9 protein-coding genes are annotated in these 16,410 nt (G+C 72.8%); 8 read left to right on the top strand and 1 reads right to left on the bottom strand.

What is annotated here, in order from left to right; all coding sequences use genetic code 11:
• The 8 genes from IE94_RS36350 to IE94_RS0131765 all read left to right on the top strand — a co-directional run.
• Positions 1–2,111, top strand: a 2,111-nt coding sequence (locus IE94_RS36350; RefSeq protein WP_209441101.1) for an acyltransferase domain-containing protein, incomplete at its 5' end; no start/stop codon positions are given.
• Positions 2,108–2,869 carry a thioesterase II family protein gene (locus IE94_RS0131795; protein ID WP_030191238.1) on the top strand — a complete coding sequence of 254 codons (762 nt, stop codon included), beginning with the start codon at positions 2,108–2,110 and terminating at the stop codon, positions 2,867–2,869. The genes IE94_RS36350 and IE94_RS0131795, both read left to right, overlap by 4 nt.
• A gap of 174 nt (positions 2,870–3,043) precedes the next feature.
• Positions 3,044–3,871, top strand: a complete 828-nt coding sequence (locus tag IE94_RS37360; RefSeq protein ID WP_030191236.1) for a hypothetical protein — start codon at positions 3,044–3,046, stop codon at positions 3,869–3,871.
• A gap of 164 nt (positions 3,872–4,035) precedes the next feature.
• On the top strand, positions 4,036–7,125 hold the full coding sequence (locus IE94_RS0131785) for a non-ribosomal peptide synthetase (protein WP_030191231.1): 3,090 nt from the start codon (positions 4,036–4,038) through the stop codon (positions 7,123–7,125).
• A gap of 16 nt (positions 7,126–7,141) precedes the next feature.
• Complete coding sequence (locus tag IE94_RS0131780) at positions 7,142–7,966, top strand: glycoside hydrolase family 16 protein (RefSeq protein WP_157849414.1); 825 nt, start codon at positions 7,142–7,144, stop codon at positions 7,964–7,966.
• Positions 7,963–9,477 (top strand): prenyltransferase/squalene oxidase repeat-containing protein, encoded by a 1,515-nt coding sequence (locus IE94_RS0131775; protein WP_030191225.1) that lies wholly within the window; start codon positions 7,963–7,965, stop codon positions 9,475–9,477. The genes IE94_RS0131780 and IE94_RS0131775 overlap by 4 nt, the downstream gene beginning before the upstream one ends.
• Positions 9,478–9,973: 496 nt before the next feature.
• The gene (locus IE94_RS0131770; RefSeq protein ID WP_425337993.1) at positions 9,974–12,067 is read left to right on the top strand and encodes a HelD family protein; all 2,094 of its coding nucleotides are present in this window, start codon (positions 9,974–9,976) and stop codon (positions 12,065–12,067) included.
• 249 nt (positions 12,068–12,316) lie between these two features.
• Positions 12,317–15,136 (top strand): AAA family ATPase, encoded by a 2,820-nt coding sequence (locus IE94_RS0131765; protein ID WP_078606643.1) that lies wholly within the window; start codon positions 12,317–12,319, stop codon positions 15,134–15,136.
• On the opposite strand, the gene IE94_RS0131760 is transcribed toward IE94_RS0131765, so the two are convergent.
• Positions 15,048–16,325: a cytochrome P450 family protein gene (locus IE94_RS0131760; RefSeq protein ID WP_051777796.1), complete on the bottom strand. Its 1,278-nt coding sequence runs from the start codon at positions 16,323–16,325 to the stop codon at positions 15,048–15,050. The two genes, IE94_RS0131765 and IE94_RS0131760, sit on opposite strands and share 89 nt — an antisense overlap.
• Between the last annotated feature and the right edge of the window lie 85 nt (positions 16,326–16,410).

Genomic DNA, 16,410 nt, shown 5'->3' with positions numbered 1-16,410 from the left:
CCGGCGTCGGAGGAGTCATCAAGATGGTCATGGCCATGCGCCACGGCCTCCTCCCCCGCACCCTCCACGTCGACACCCCCTCCACCCACGTCGACTGGAACTCCGGCGCCGTATCACTGCTGAGCCGGACCACCGAGTGGCCGGACACGGGCCGGGCCCGCCGCGCGGCCGTCTCCTCCTTCGGCATCAGCGGGACCAACGCCCATGTCGTGCTGGAGCACGCCGAGCCGGACCACAGCCCGGCCACGGAGGGTGAGCCGGGTGGCGTCGTGCAGCCGTGGGTGCTGTCCGGCAAGAGTGCGGCGGCCCTGCGCGGGCAAGCGGCGCTGCTGCGGGACTTCGTACGGGAGCGGCCGGAGCTGACCGCCGCGCAGGTCGGGCTGTCGCTGGCCACGACCCGGTCCGCGTTCGGGCACCGGGGTGTCGTGCCGGCCGGTGATCCGGCGGACCGGCTCGCGGCTCTCGACGCGCTGGCCCGTGGCGAGGACTCGCCGTTCCTCGTGCGGGGTGCGGGTACGACCGGACACAAGGTCGCCTTCCTGTTCTCCGGGCAGGGGACTCAGCGGCCCGGGATGTGCCGGGAGCTGTACGCCTCGTCGAAGGTGTTCGCCGCGGCCTTCGACGAGATCTGCGCGCAGTTCGGTTCGTTGCTCGAACGACCCCTGGCCGAGGTGGTGTTCGCCGACTCCGGCACGCCGGAGGCGGAGCTGTTGGACCGTACCGAGTACGCGCAGCCCGCGCTGTTCGCCGTGGAGGTGGCGCTGTTCCGCCAGTTGGAGGCATGGGGACTGCGGCCTCAGCTGCTCGCGGGGCACTCGATCGGTGAGCTGGCCGCGGCCCATGTCGCCGGGGTCTTCGATCTGCCCGACGCGGCGCGGCTGGTGGCGGCACGCGGCCGGCTGATGCAGTCGCTGCCCGACGACGGGGCGATGGCCTCGCTGCGGGCGGCGGAGGACGAGGTGCTGCCGCTGCTGGCCGGCCGGACGCACGAGTTGGGGGTCGCCGCGGTCAACGGGCCGTCGGCCGTGGTCGTCTCGGGCCGCGTGCGTGCCGTGGAGGAGATCGTCGCGCACTTCGCGGGCCTGGGCCGCAGGACCCGGCGGCTGCGGGTCAGTCACGCGTTCCACTCGCCGCTGCTGGATCCGATGCTGGAGGGGTTCGCGGCAATCGCGCGTGAGGTGTCGTACCGGGCGCCACGCATCCCCGTGGTCTCGGACGTCACCGGGGAGACGGCTGCGGACGGGCTGCTGGCGGACCCCGGATACTGGGTGCGCCACGCGCGTGAGGCGGTGCGTTTCGCCGATCAGCTCACACAGCTGGAGAAGGAGGGCGTGACCGCGTACGTCGAGGTCGGCCCGGACGCCGTGCTGGCCCCGATGGCCCGCGAGAGCCTCGGCGGCCATGCGTTGGTGGTGCCCGTCCAGCGGCGCGACCGTGCCGACGCCGTCGCGCTGGGCACGGCCGTCGCCGAGTTGCACGCCCACGGGGTGTCCCCCGACTGGAGGGCGGTGTTCGCCCCCACCGGCGCCCCTACGGTCGAGCTGCCGACGTACGCCTTCCAGCGCAGCGCGTACTGGCTGCCGTCCGGGCCTGCCGCGCCCCGGGCCTCGACGACCACGCCCCGTGGCGGTGACCTGGAGCGGCGCTTCTGGCAGGCCGTCGAAAGCCGGGATCTCGGTGGGCTGGCCACCCTGCTCGACGTCGACTCCGCCCAGGAGGCCGACTCCCTGCACGCCGTGCTGTCGCTGCTGTCGGCGTGGGACCACGGCAGGGTCGGCGCCGACACGTCTCTGGACGCCCCGCTGCCCGAGGACGGCGACGACCTGGCGCGGGCACTGGCCGGGGCGTCCGAGCAGGAGCGGCCCGCTCTGCTGCTGGACGCGGTGCTGTCGGCGGCGTCCGCGGTGCTCGGGCACTTGGATCCGGATGCGCTCCCTGCCGACCAGGACTTCCTCGACGCCGGCTTCGCCTCGCTGACCGCGGTGGAGCTGAGCGGACGGCTCACCAAGGTCACCGGCATCGACCTGCCGCCCACGCTGGTCTACGACCACCCCACGCCGGCGGAACTCGCCGCGCACCTGCACGAGGAGATGGAGAGGACCGCGTCATGACCCCCACACGTACTGAGAGCCCTTGGGTCCGCCGCTATCAGCAGGCGCCCGCCGACGCCGTCACCCTGGTGTGCTTCCCGCACGCCGGCGGCTCGGCCACGTCCTTCCATCCGCTGTCCCGGGCGCTGGCCGGGCGGCTGGACGTGGTGGCCGTGCAGTATCCGGGCCGACAGGACCGGCATCGGGAGCCCGCCTTCGAGGATCTGCACGAGCTGGCCGACGCCGCCTACGAGGCGGTCGTCGAGGCCGTGGGCTGCGACCGGCCGCTCGCCCTGTTCGGGCACAGCATGGGCGCGTCGGTCGCCTTCGAGGTGGCCTTGCGGCTGGAGCGGCGGGCCGGTGTGAAGCCGGTCGCCCTGTTCGTGTCGGGGCGGCGGGCGCCGTCCCGGCATCGCAGCGAGGATCTGCACCGCAAGGGCGACGACGCTCTGCTGCGGGAGATCCGAGCCCTGGACGGCACCGCGCAGGCGGCGCTGGACGACGAGGACATCGTACGGATGTTCCTGCCGTCGCTGCGGGCCGACTACACGGCGATCGAGCTGTACCGCAGCGCGCCGGGCGCGACGGTCGGCTGCCCCGTCGTCGCGCTGACCGGCGACACCGACCCGAAGACCACCGTCGAGGAGGCCGGGGCCTGGCAGGAGCACACCACCGGCCCCTTCGACCTGCGGGTCTTCGAGGGCGGTCACTTCTTCGTCTCGGAACGCACCGACGCGGTCGCCCGGGTCCTGTCCGGGCAGCTGGACCGGTTCCGGTGAGCACGGCCGCGCTGTCCGCCCACCCGCACCGGCCTGGGGTCGCAAGGGGTCGGCTAGGGGTTATCCGGGCCGGGAGGCGCACATAGCGTGACCGCGAATGCAACACCCACGCCCGAAGCGGCGTCCACGACCACCAACGGACTGTTTTCCACTGCACCTGGGGGAGCCCGAACCATGACCGAACCGCAGACGTGGCGGGTTCTCGGCAACGCGGACGCGCACGAGCTGGTGCTCGCCGTGGACTTCGACGCCACCGGCCGCGCCGAGGGCCGTTTCACCGATCTCGCGGCGGGTCTGGCCGGCCTGCCCCTCTCGATCTGGGAGACCGTCCCCCAGGAGGCGGGCACCGGCGCCGGTGGTGCCGCTCCCGTCGAGCGGTGGCTGGAGGAGGTGGCCGCCGACGGCCGCCCGGTCCGCGCGGTGTTCGGCTTCTGCGTCGGCGGCGTCTACGCGGGCGCGATCGCGCAGCGCTTCGCCGAACGGCAGGGCCGGGCGCCCGCGCTCGTGCTGTTCGATCCCGAGCAGTCCGGCCCGCCGACGCTCTACTCGCAGTTCCACAAGGTCCTCGACTCCATGTCCACCCTGCTGAGCGACGAGGAGACGGCGCAGGCGGCGGCCGAGGCGCGGCGGGCCCATGAGCAGCACACCGAGATGGCGCCGCTGGGCGCCGACCTCCTCGATGTGTACCGGCGTACCGCCAAGCCCGTCTTCGACCGGCTGGAGCTGGACGAGAAGCGGCAGGAGGAGTTCACGGCGGTCTTCGCGTCGTTCGTGGGCTATCTGATCGCGGCCGCGGAGATCGACCCCCTGCCGGCGTGGCGGGAGGCCGTCGTCGTCACCTCCTCGTCGCCCACGAGCGGCCTGAACGGCTCCCGCGGAGTCGGGCAGGACATCGCCGTGGGCCGGGAGCTGCGCGTCGACGTCCCGCATGTCGATCTGCTGCGCGACCCGGGTGTCACCCGCACGGTGGCCGAGCTGCTCGGCACCGAGACGCGCGGCTGAGGAGCCAGGCGCCTGCGCACTCGCACACCCCACAGGCGAATTTCGCGCATCCAAGAACGCCAATCCACGGACGCCAAGCCACAGACGCCACGCCACGGACGCCAAGCCACGGACGCGAAACCACGGACGCGAATCTACGGACGCGAATCTACGGAACGGTTGGAATGCCAGAAGCAACGCAACGTCGCTCCCACCCGGCCGACAGCAAGGAGCACGCACTCTGGCTCCTGGACGAGCTGGTGCCCGTCAAGGGCGTCAACAACCTCTCCGTCGCCCTCCAGGCCGACGCGGCCCTGCTCGGCCCCGCGGTCCAGGGCACGGTCGAGCTGCTGCTGCGCCGGCACGAGGCCCTGCGCACGGTGTTCCGGCAGGAGGAGGCGGGCCTCACCAAGGAGGTGCTCGACGCCGACGCCCTGCGGATCGAGGTCGAGGAGCCGACGGCGGAGCCGGACGAAGTCGCCGCTGTCGTGGGCGAGTTCATCGCGCGGCCCTTCGACATCGACGGGCGGCCGCTGGTGCGGGCCGCGCTGGTGCGGTGCGCGGACGGCGACGCGTTCTGTCTCGCCGTCCATCACCTCGTCTTCGACACGGTCTCCGGCGCGGTCCTGCTGGACGAGTTCACCGCCGGGTACACGGCGCTGGCCGCCGGTGGCGAACCGCCCGCCGAACTGCTGGCCGCGCAGCCGCCGTACCGGGAGCCCGCTCCCCGGCCCGCCGCCGTGGAGTACTGGCGCGGGCAGTTGGCCGGGGCCGATGCCGCCGGGCTCGCCCTGTGGTGCGGCAGCGAGGACCTGCCCGAGCCGACCCTCACCGGCGACCAGGTCACCGCCGACCTGTCCCCGCGGGCGACCGAGGTGCTGCGCCGGCTGCGGAAGGGGCTGCGCGCGCCGGAGGCCGTGGTGCTGCTGGCCGCGTACGGGCTGCTGCTGGCCCGGCACGGCGCGGGACCCGACCTGGTGGTGGGCACTCCGGTCAATGTCCGTGCGCGGGACGCGTCCAGGGCGGTGGGCTACCACGTCAACACCCTGCCGCTGCGCATCCCCGTCGACCTCGGCGGCGGCTTCCGGGGCCTGGTGCGCACGGCCCGCGACGCGTTCCTCGGGGCGGTCGCCCACGCCGATGTCCCGGTCGACGTCCTGACGCCGGAACTGCGCAGGGACGGAGGCGCCTCCTGGCGCAACACCGTGTTCCGGCATCTGTTCAACTACGTTCCCGACGACGCCCGTACGACCTTCCCGCTCGCGGACACCACGGCCCGCAGACTGCCGGTGGAGAACGGGTTCAGCAAGTTCGACCTCGAGTTCTTCTTCCTGTCCTCCGCGGACCGGGTGACCATCCGGGCCGCGTACTACACACAGGTCCTGGACCGGGCGGACGTACAGGGCCTGCTCGAACGCTTCGAGTCGCTGCTGCTCGCGGCCGCGGCCGAGCCGGACCTGCCGATGGGCGAACTCCCGCTGGCCGGTCCCTCCGACCGGGCGGTCCTCGCCGCCTCCAACGACACCGCGCGCCCGGTGGAGCCGGCCGATGTGCTCACGGCGGTGCGGGAGCGGGTGGCGCTGGCGCCGTCCGCGTCCGCCGTGGTGAGCGGCGACCGCAGCACGACGTACGCCGCGTTGTGGGGGGCCGCCGAACACACCCGGGCCGTCCTCGCGGACGCCGGTGTCGGGGCCGGTGACATCGTCGCGCTGGCCGCTCCCCGCGGGCCCGAACTCGCGGCTGCGGCCCTGGGGGTGTGGCTGGCCGGCGCGGTGTATCTGCCCGTCGACCCGGAGCACCCCGTGCAGCGGCTGGCGTACGTCCTGGAGGACTCCTGTGCGCGGGCCGTGCTCACGGCGCCGGGCGTGGAACTGCCCGAGGGGGTCCGGGCGCGTGTGCTGCCGCTGGAGCGGGTCGGGCAGGAGGGGCCGCTCCCGGACACCTCGGTGAGCGGGCCCGATCCGGACTCCTGCGCGTATCTGATCTATACCTCCGGTTCGACGGGGAGGCCGAAGGGCACCCTGATCAGTCACCGCGGTCTCGGCAATGTGGTGCGGCACTTCGCCGAGGAACTGAAGGTCACCGCGGAGGACTCCGTGCTGTGGCTGACCACGTTCGCCTTCGACATCTCCGCGCTGGAGCTGTTCCTGCCGCTGGTCTGCGGCGGGCGGCTGGTCGTGGCCTCCGACGAGGCCCGCACCGACGGTCGTGCCCTGCTCGGCGAGGTCGTCGCGCACGACGTCGGCATCGTGCAGGCCACCCCGACGACCTGGCGTGTCGTCGCCGAGGCGGCCGAGGGCCGGCTGGCGGGCAGGCGCCTGGTCTGCGGCGGGGAACCGCTGCCGCCCGCGCTGGCCCGCACCCTCGCCGCCTCGGGCGGCTCGCTGCTCAATGTGTACGGCCCGTCCGAGACGACCATCTGGTCCACCTCGGGCCCGGTGCCGGCCGACGTGGACCGCGTGGACGTGGGTCGCCCGATCGCCAACACCCAGGTGTTCATCGTCGACTCGGACGGCCGGGAGCTGCCGGTCGGGGTGCGGGGCGAGTTGTGCATCGCCGGGGCAGGTGTCGCGCTCGGCTACCACCGTCGTCCTGAGCTGACGGCGGAGCGCTTCGCGGACCATCCCGTGTACGGGCGCCACTACCGCACCGGTGATCTGGCCCGGCTGCGGCCCGACGGCACCGTCGAGCTGCTGGGCCGGACCGACCGGCAGATCAAGCTGCGCGGCCATCGCATCGAGCTGGGCGAGGTGGAGGCGGTACTGCTCGGCCATCCGGGTGTGCGGGATGTCGCCGTGGTCGTGGTCGGCCGGGGCGGGGCGGACACGGCCCTGGTCGCTTTCGTGGAGTCCCCCGACGGCCTGGACGCCGCCGGGCTCACGGCTCATGCCCGGTCCCTGCTGCCCTCCGCCGCCGTGCCCCAGGAGATCGTGGTGCTCGAGTCGCTGCCGACCACCGCCAACGAGAAGCGGGACCATCTCGCGCTGACCCGTCTCGCCGAGCAGCGCCGTGCCGAGCGCAGTCCGGCGGCCGAGGCCGTGCCCGGAGCGCAGTCGGGTACGGCCGGGCAGTTGCTCGCGCTGTGGCAGACCACGCTCGGCCGGACCGATGTCGGCCCGGACGCCAACTTCTTCGACAGCGGCGGGCATTCGCTGCTCGGCGCGCAGCTCGTGCAGCGCATCGAGAAGACGCTGGGCGTGCCGGTGCGGCTGACCGACCTGTTCGCCCATCCCACCCCGCTCGCCATGGCCGAGCGTCTCGAAGCCGGAGCCTGAGAAAGCGATGGAGACCGTGAACCAGAAGCACGCCACCGCCCCGTCCGCCGGGACCGTACCGCCGTCGTCGTGGCGGGTCCTGTGGCAGGACACCTTCGACGGCCCGGCCGGTTCGCCGCCCGACCCCGCCCTGTGGCAGATCGTCACCGGGCAGCCGTTCGGCGCCGGCATCGAGTTCCACACGGACGCTCCCGCGAACGTCGGCCTCGACGGGGCCGGGCATCTGAGGATCACCGCCACGCATGAGGACGGGGAGTACCGGGCGGCGTGGCTGGAGACCCTGCGCGAGGACTTCGTGCCGCGTCCCGGCGGTGCGCTGCGCCTGGACGCCCGGGTGAGGACCGCGGCGGGCCCCGGCCTGGACTGTGCCCTGTGGGCCTGGGGCACCCAGCTGCGCCACCGGGGTGACGAGGACCCGGTGCAGGCCTGGTACCGGGCCGGGGAGATCGACGTCCTGGAGGCGCTGGGCTCGGAGCCCGACTCGGTGTGGGGTGCCGTGCACTCCCCCGAGTGCCACCAGATCCCGTCCCTCGGCATGGGCGCGCGCACCACCACCGAGGACGGCAGTGCGCTCAGCGAGGACTTCCACACCTACTCGGCGGTCTGGCGGCGCGGCCCCGACTCGATCACCTGGTACCTGGACGGCCGTGAGTATCTGCGGCTGACCCCGCAGGACACCACCCCGAAGGGCTGGCTGTTCGACCAGCCGGTGTACTTCTGTCTGGCGATCATCATCGGCAGCCCGGGCGGCCCGGTCCTGCCGGGCGACCCCGACCCTTGCACGTTGCCGTCGTCGCTGCTCGTCGACAGCATCACCGTCTCCGAGGAGATCCCGGCGTGAGCGCGGGCCCCGATCTCGACGCGCTCGTCGCGGAGCTGGTCGACCGGGTGCTGGACGATCCGACCGGCGCGCTGGGTCCGTCGGTGTACGAGACGGCCCGGCTGGTGTCGCTGGCCCCCTGGCTGGACGGCGACACCGCCCGGGTCCGTCATCTCCTGGACGAGCAGCGGCCCGACGGCAGCTGGGCCGGGCCCGGCGGGTACGCCCTCGTGCCGACGCTGAGTGCGACGGAGGCGCTGCTCGCCGTGCTGGGCAGGGAGAGCGGGGCGCCGCCGCTGCCGCGTGCCGGTCTGGTCGGGGCCGCGCGTCGGGGGCTCGCGGCGGCGGCTGCTCTGGTGGCCCGGCCGGTGCCGTCGACGGTCGTGTTCTTCCTGCTGATCCCGGCCCTGGTGGAGGGTGTCAACGCCCGTCTCGCCGTCCTCGGGGACGCGGCGGCTCAACCGCTGGCGCTGCCGCACGGGTTGACCGACGACGCCCTGCGCGCGTTGCGCGGCGGCGCCTGGCGCAATCCGCTCGCCGGTCACTATCTGGAGATCGTCGGCCCGGCGGCCGTCAGTGCCGCGGAGATGGAGCCGGTCGACGGGGTCGTCGGCTGTTCCGCGGCCGCCACGGCGGCCTGGCTCGGCCCGCGCGAGCCGGCCGATCCCACGCATCCCTCGGTGCGTTTCCTGCGGCGGGCCCAGGAGCAGGGCGGCGGCCGGGTCCCCGCGATGACCTCGCTCGTCTTCTACGAACGCGCGTGGATCGCCGGCAACCTGGCGACCGCGGGGGTGCCGCGCGAGGTGCTCGCCCCGCTGCTGAAGGAACTGCCGGGCGACGTCGGCCGGTCGGGTGCCCCCACCGCGCCGGGATTCGCGTACGAGGCGGAGACCAGCGCGATCGTCCTCGCGGCCCTGGCCCACCTGGGGGCACCCCAGGAGCCCGCGTACCTGTGGCAGTACGACGCGGGCAGCCACTTCATGTCCACGATCCCGGAGCACGAGCCCTCCACGACCACCAACGCCCACATCCTGGAGGCCCTGGGCTGCCACCTGGCCGGCGATCCCGTCGACGCCGACCGCTACCGGGACGCCGTGGCCCGGATCGCCTCATGGCTGCGCGACCGCCGGCACCCGGACGGTAGCTGGTCCGACAAATGGCACGCCTCGCCCTACTTCGCGACGATGCGCTGCGCCCTGGCCCTGCACCGGTACGCCGGCCCGGACACGGCCGACACGCTGCGCGGGTCCGTGGCCTGGCTCCTGGAGCGACAGCGCGAGGACGGCTCCTGGGGCCGCTGGGAGGGCACAGCCGAGGAAACCGCCTACGCGGTACGCACCCTGCTGGAACTGACCGCCGGCACCCCCACGGAGGAGGCGGACGAGGCCGTGCGACGGGGCTGCGCCTTCCTCCTGGAACACGGCCTGAACGGGGAACGCCACCCCCCGCTGTGGATCGGCAAGGAACTCTACGCACCCGCCCACCTGGTGCGCGCGGCAGTCCTGGGAGCCCTGCTCGCGGCCCGACGCTGAGCGCGACCTCCCCCGGGCCCGGCCCCGGGCCGCGCGGCCCGGCGGAGACCAGGCGCCGGCCGGCCCTTACCCGAGTGGCGTCCCCTCGGTGCACCAGGCCGCCCCCACCGGCGCGGCACCCGGCCCGCCGCCCGGGGCGGCACCGTTGCCGCCCTCTCGATCGGCACCCGCGCGGACCGGGGCCGCGGCCCGGCGGAGACCGCCCGGCCGTTCCCCGGTCCCGCCCCTCGGTGCCACAGGCGCCGTCCCGGCGCTGCCCCAGGGGCACGACCCGACGGGATCACGCGCCACCAGCGCTGCCCCCAGGCCACGGGCCCCGGCGGCCCGGCGGCCCGGCGGCCCGGCGGAGAACCGTTTGGCACCCGGCCCTCCCCTGCCCCGCCAATAACACAACCCAGCCAGTCTATTAACCCGGTTCAGTTATGCTGTGACCCGTAATTCGCCGACCGGTCCCGCCGGGCGGCGCGCAAGACCGTCACTTCGGAAAGGTCGATCGATGACGTCACACGTCCAGGACACGTACGGCACCCAGGGGGCCGTCGAACTCGACGACGAGCTGGCCCTGGAGCGTGCGTACGTCGCGATGTGCCGCGAGGCGATGACCCGCCAGGTGGACGATGCCCAGTACCAGGTCGTCGCGGGCGAGGACGTGTCGGGCGACGGCGCGAGCGCCGAGGCGCTGGGCCGCTATCTGCGCACCCGAGCACGACAGATGGCGGAGGAGCCCGACAGCCCGCTGTTCTTCGGCCGGCTCGACTTCGAGGACACGCAGGACGCGGGGGACCACCGGCGGCAGCGGTACTACATCGGCCGCAGGCGGGTCTCCGAGCACCCGGCCGCACCGCCGCTGGTGATCGACTGGCGTGCGCCGGTCTCGCGCACCTACTACCAGGCGAGCGCCCTGGAGCCGCGCGGAGTCGCGGTGCGGCGGCGCTTCGGCTGGGCGCCCTGGAGCCATGGCGCTCCGGAGGACCTCACCGGACTGGAGGACGAGCACCTCGACCACGCCCGTGGCGAGGACGACGGTGACGCGGCGAGCGCGATCGTCGCGGCCGAGATCGAGCGGCCCAGGCTCGGCCCGATGCGTGACATCGTCGCCACCATCCAGCCGGAACAGGACAACCTGGTCCGCAGCGAACTGACCGAGTCGGTGTGCGTGCAGGGCGCGCCGGGCAGCGGCAAGACCGCCGTGGGTCTGCACCGCGCGGCGTTTCTCCTCTACACCTTCCCGGAGCGGCTGCAGCGCAGCGGTCTGCTGATCATCGGCCCGAACCGCACCTTCCTGCGCTACATCTCCGAGGTGCTGCCGTCGCTGGGCGAGATCGACATCGCCCAGCTCACGGTGGAGGACGTGGTGGCCCGGCACCCGGTCAAGCGGGTGGACGGGGAGGACGCGGGCGTGCTGAAGCACAGCGACCGGATGGCGACCGTCCTGGAGCGGGCCCTGTACGCCCGGGTGAGGCACCCGGAGGAGTCGATCGCCGTCACCGACGGGTCGTACCGCTGGCGGGTCGACTCGTACGACCTGGCCCGCGTCATCGACGAGGTGCGGGGCATGGGGGTGCCGTACGGCGTCGGGCGCGAGCATGTGCGTTCGCGGGTGGTGACGCTGATCCAGCAGCAGGCCGAGCGGCGGGCGGGGCCGAAGAGTGTCACCTGGGCGCGGAAGATCGGCCGGGCGAAGCCGGTCGCCGCGCTGTTGGAGGCCGCGTGGCCGGTGGCGCGGCCGGAGGAGGTCGTGGCCGCGCTGTTGAGCGACCCGGCGGTGATGGAGGAGGCGGCGGACGGCGTGTTCGACGCGGCCGAGCAACGGACGCTGCTGTGGGCCAAGCCGCCGCGGTCGGAGAAGAGCGCGAGCTGGTCGGTCGAGGACATGCTGCTGCTCGACGAGGTCGCGGGGCTCATCGAGCGCCCCGAGGGCTTCGGTCATGTGGTCGTGGACGAGGCCCAGGACCTGTCGCCCATGCAGTGCCGGGCGATCGCCCGCCGCAGCGCGTTCGGGTCCATCACGGTGCTGGGCGACCTGGCCCAGGCGACGGCGCCCTGGTCGGCGCGGTCCTGGCAGGAGCAGTTGACGTATCTGGGCAAGACGCAGGCCACCGTCGTCCCGCTGACCACCGGCTTCCGTGTCCCGGCGGCGGTGATGGAGCTGGCCAACCGGCTGGTGGGGGCCCTCGGTGTGGATGTGCCGCCGGCCCGTTCGCTGCGCCACGACGGCGAGTTGTCGATCAGCGAGGTCGACGACATGGCGGCCGCCACGGTGTCCGCGGTGCGTGCGGCGCTCGACCGCGAGGGGTCGGTCGCCGTGATCGCGGCCGACGACGCGGTGGCCGCCACCTCGGCGGCGCTGCGCAAGGCGGGCATCGAGACGGCGACGGCCGACGAGGTCGGCACGGCCGCGCGGGTGACCGTGCTGCCCGCGACGGTCGTCAAGGGCCTGGAGTACGACCATGTCGTGGTGGTGGAGCCGGCCGCGATCGTCGAGTCCGAGGCGCGCGGACTGCACCGGCTCTATGTCGTGATGACGCGTGCGGTGTCCCGGCTGGACGTCCTGCACGCCCGGCCGCTGCCGGAGCCGCTCGTCGCCTGACCGCACCGATGCGACCGAGATGTGCGGGCCGGGGACTGCCCCGGGCCCGCATTTTCTTTGCGACCGTTTGACGAAATCCACGGCGGATCATTGCCCTTCTAAAGGATGTTGGCCGGATTCCCTTTCCCGACGGTCGCACTTGCGCCAAATCGCTGTGGCGATAGTCACTGATTGTTCTGCGGACCCCCTGAAGTTGCAGGATGGCTGAAGACATACCGAAGCCTCGGCAGCATAGGGAGCATCTTGCGGATGTCCATCGTCGGACGGGACATACAACTCACCCAATTGCATGACCTGCTGACCGCACGCGACCGCGGAGCGGGTCCGATAGCCCTGGTCAATGGCCCTGCGGGGGTCGGCAAGACGGCCCTCCTGCATGAATTCACCCAGCACGTGGCGAAATCCGGGTCGCTCGTCCTGAGGGCGGCCTGCTCGCCGAGGGAACGCTCCAACGCATGGGGCGTCGTCCACCAACTCCTCTGGCACACGGCACGTTTCAAAGGAGCGTCACAGCATACGAGTGACACTCTCGCGGCCGTCGGCCGCAGCCTCGCGGCGGTCACCCGCGCCCCGGAAGGCGAACGCGACAAGTCGATGGACGAATTCTGCGGGGCTGTCATGGAACTGGCCGACGAGCAGCCCCTCGTCCTCGCCGTGGACGACCTCCATGAGGCGGACCCCGAGTCGCTGGGCTGCCTCGGCCATCTGGCCCGCCGTATGGTCGCCTCGCGCGTCCTGGCGGTGTTCACCGACCGGCCGGGTGCCCTGCCTCCCTACTCCGCCGCGCGCGCCGAGTTCGCCCGCCGGCCCGGCTTCCATCAGCTGCGGTTGCCTCCGCTGACCACGGACGACATCCGGCTGCTGCTGTCCGACCGGCTGGGCGTGCCGGTGGACGAGGCCGACGCCGAGGAGTTCCATGCGGCGAGCGGCGGCAGCCCGCTGCTGGCGCAGGCGCTGATCGAGGACACGCGCATTGCCCTGAACGGCACGGAGGCGGCTGCTTCACGGCCGGTCGCCGGGGAGATGTTCGACTCCGCGGTCGCCGACTGCGTGCACCGCGTCAGCGCGCCCGCGGCCGATCTCGCCCGGCATCTGGCGGTGTTGGGACCGGACGCCCTGATGGTGCTGCTCGATCGCAACAGCTCCAGTTCGTCCACCCGGTTCTTCCAGGAGCTGACCCAGGCGGGTCTGCTGGCGGGCCTGGGGCTGCGCCACCCGAGGATGCGCGCGGTGCTGGGCGGCGAGGTCTCCACCGAGGAACGGGCCCGGCTGCACGGGCGTGCCGCGGTGCTGCTGCACGACAACGGCGCGCATCCGGCAACGGTGGCCGAGCACATCGTGGCAGCGGGAGGTATCGCGGAATCCTGGGCACCCCCACTGCTCCGGGAGGCCGCGGCCGAAGCGCTCGCCCACGACGAGTTCCCCAAGGCGATGCGGCTGTTCGACCTGGCCCACGCCATCTGCCCGGACGGGCCGCTGCGGGCGTCGATCCTGTTCCAGCGCACCCTGTCCGCCTGGCAGGTCGACCCGGCCAAGGCCATGCGCCGGCTGCCGGAACTCAAGGAGGCCCTGGAGGCCGGGCATCTGACAGCCACCTCGGGGGCGATGTCCCTGATCAAGAACCTTGTGTGGCACGGCTATGTGAACGAGGCCGCGGACGTACTGCGCCTGGTGGACCGGCAGCTGGCCGACGATCCGGGCGAGCAGGGCGTGGAGGAGGTCAGAGCGCTGCAGCAGTGGCTGTCGGTGCTGTGCCCGCCCTTCCACCGGCGCATGTTCGGCGATGTGTCCCTGGAGGTCGCCGACGAGATCGCCCCGGCGGCGATCGCCGCGCAGCCGCGTCTGCACGCGGCGACCGCCCTGTCCGTCGTCCTGCGGGGCGGTGAACCGGAGCCCGCGGTGGTCGGGGCCGCGCATGTGCTGGAGATGTCCAGTCTGACGCCGACGCTGGAGACCATCCCGCTGGCGCTGATGACGCTGTACTACGCCGACCACACGGAACAGGTGGACGCCTGGTGCACCACGCTGCTGGAGGCGGCCCGGGAGCGGAACATCCCTACCTGGGACGCGCTGCTGTCCTCGCTGCGGGCGGCGAACCTGATCAGGCAGGGCCGACTGCTGGAGGCCGAGAAGCACAGCGACCTGGCGCTGTCCCGGATGTCGTCGCGAGGCTGGGGGCTCAGCCTCGGTATACCACTGGCGAGTTCGGTGTTCGCGCTGACAGCGATGGGCCGCTACGACGAGGCGCGGGCCCGGCTGAGCCGGCCGGTGCCCGAGGCGGTCTTCGAGACGCTGTTCGGCCAGCACTACCTGCACGCCCGGGGCAGTTTCCATCTGGCCACCGGGCGTCTTCAGGCCGCTCTCGGCGACTTCCTGGCCTGCGGGAAGGCCCTGGAGAGCTGGGGGGTGGGCGACACCACGCTCATCCCGTGGCGCACCGGGGTGGCCGAGGCCCGGCTGCGGCTGGGCGAGCCGGACCAGGCCGTCACCTATCTGCGGGAGGAACTGGCCCGGCACAAGGGCTGCCCGCGGATGCACGGCAACGCCCTGCGGCTGCTGGCCTCGACGATGGAACCCCGGCAGCGGCTGCGGGCACTGCGGGAGGCCGTGGACGAACTCCAGGACTCCGGCAGCGACTTCCTGCTGGCGCACGCCCTCGGTGATCTGGGCCGCGTCTACCACCTGCTGGGGCACTCCAACCGGGCCCGGGCGATCGTACGGCGTGCCTATCGGATGGCGAAGAAGTGCCATGCCGAGCCGCTCGCGCAGAACCTGCTGCCCGACGCGGAGCGGGCGGCCGACGGCCGGGCCTGCGCGGCCGGGCACGAGGCGTCCGAGCAGGTGCACGACGTGCTGTCCGAGGCCGAGTTGCGGGTCGCCGCGCTCGCGGCGGAGGGGCACACCAACCGCGAGATCGCGCGCCGGCTGTTCATCACGGTCAGCACGGTCGAGCAGCACATGACGCGGGTCCTGCGCAAGCTCAACCTCTCCCGCCGCGACGAACTGCCGCAGCGCCTGGACTCCATGGGCGGTTCAGCCGCACCGGCAGTGAGTGGAGCCCGCGGATGAGCGTGCTGGTGCGCCAGCGCATGTCGTCGGGGTCGATGGCGAGACGCATGGCGGGGAAGGTGTCGAGCAGGGCACCGAACGCCACCTGCGCCTCCATCCTCGCCAGCGGCGCGCCGAGGCAGTAGTGGATGCCGTGCCCGAAGGCGACATGGCCGCCGGTGGGCCTGCGGACGTCCAGTGTGTGCGGATCGCCGAAGCGCTCCGGGTCCCGGTTGGCGGACGCCAGTGCGAGCAGTACGAAGTCGCCCGCGGGGATCTCGGTGTCGCCGATGCGCAGGTCCTCGGTGGCGCAGCGGAAGGTGGCGTGCTTCAGCGGGCTCTCCAGCCGCAGGAACTCCTCCACGGCGCCGGGGAGCAGGGCGCGGTCCTGGCGCAGCGCCTCCCACTGGTCCGGATTCCGCATCAAATGCAGCGTGCCGTTGCCCAGGGTGTTGACCGTGGTCTCGTGGCCGCCGATGAACAACAGGAAGGCCATCGAGACCAGTTCGGTCTCGGTGAGCCGGTCGTCGACGTCACGGGCCGAGACCAGGGCGGCGAGGACGTCGTCGGTGGGCGTACGGCGCTTGCGCTCGATCAGCTCGCCGAGGTACTCGATCATCGCGGTCGAGGCGGCGGCGGTCGCGGCCGGCGAGTCGCCGGAGACGAGCGCCTTGGACCAGGACTTGAAGTTCTCCTGCTCCTCCAGCGGCACGCCCAGCAGCAGACAGATCACCCGGATCGGCAGAGGGAACGCGAATGCGTCCAACAGGTCCACGGTGTCGTCGTCCGGCAGCGCGGCGAGCAGTTCGCCGGTGATCTGCTCGATCTCGGGGCGGAGCTTCTCGATGGCGCGGCTGGTGAAGGCCTTGTTGACCAGCTTGCGCAGCCGCGTGTGGTCCGGCGGGTCCGAGTGCAGCATGTGGGTGGCGAGGGCGGAGGAGAAGGCGCCGCGCTTGTTGCGGTCGGGCTCGTTCTGCGCGAACAGCCGGTCCGTCCTGTTCAGGTCGGTGCTCAGCCGGGGGTCGGCAAGGGCGGAGCGCACCTCCTCGTAGCCGGTGATCATCCAGACCGGCAGGCCGCCGCAGACGGGAACCCCGGCAGGCATCATCACCCGGTGCGCCGAGCCTTCGGCGTTCAGGCGCGTGTACACGGAGTGGGGGTCCTGCATGAACGCGTCGTCGAGTTCCAGCGGGGCTGAATCCTGAATCATGGGCACATCCTCGGAAATGACGGCTACGGACCGTTCGCGGTTGCGCTGAGCGTACGTACGACCCCGCCCCGACGGCGTTGATCCA

It is taken from the genome of Streptomyces violaceorubidus (genome assembly GCF_000717995.1).
Taxonomy (GTDB): domain Bacteria; phylum Actinomycetota; class Actinomycetes; order Streptomycetales; family Streptomycetaceae; genus Streptomyces; species Streptomyces violaceorubidus.
This window is presented reverse-complemented; position numbering and strand designations above follow the sequence as displayed.

What these genes read in the sequence shown, in the direction of transcription:
- IE94_RS0131795 (WP_030191238.1), top strand. Translation starts at nt 2,108, where the DNA reads ATGACCCCCACACGTACTGAGAGCCCTTGGGTCCGCCGCTATCAGCAG.
- IE94_RS37360 (WP_030191236.1), top strand. Translation starts at nt 3,044, where the DNA reads ATGACCGAACCGCAGACGTGGCGGGTTCTCGGCAACGCGGACGCGCAC.
- IE94_RS0131785 (WP_030191231.1), top strand. Translation starts at nt 4,036, where the DNA reads ATGCCAGAAGCAACGCAACGTCGCTCCCACCCGGCCGACAGCAAGGAG.
- IE94_RS0131770 (WP_425337993.1), top strand. Translation starts at nt 9,974, where the DNA reads ATGACGTCACACGTCCAGGACACGTACGGCACCCAGGGGGCCGTCGAA.
- IE94_RS0131765 (WP_078606643.1), top strand. Translation starts at nt 12,317, where the DNA reads ATGTCCATCGTCGGACGGGACATACAACTCACCCAATTGCATGACCTG.
- IE94_RS0131760 (WP_051777796.1), bottom strand. Translation starts at nt 16,325, where the DNA reads ATGATTCAGGATTCAGCCCCGCTGGAACTCGACGACGCGTTCATGCAG.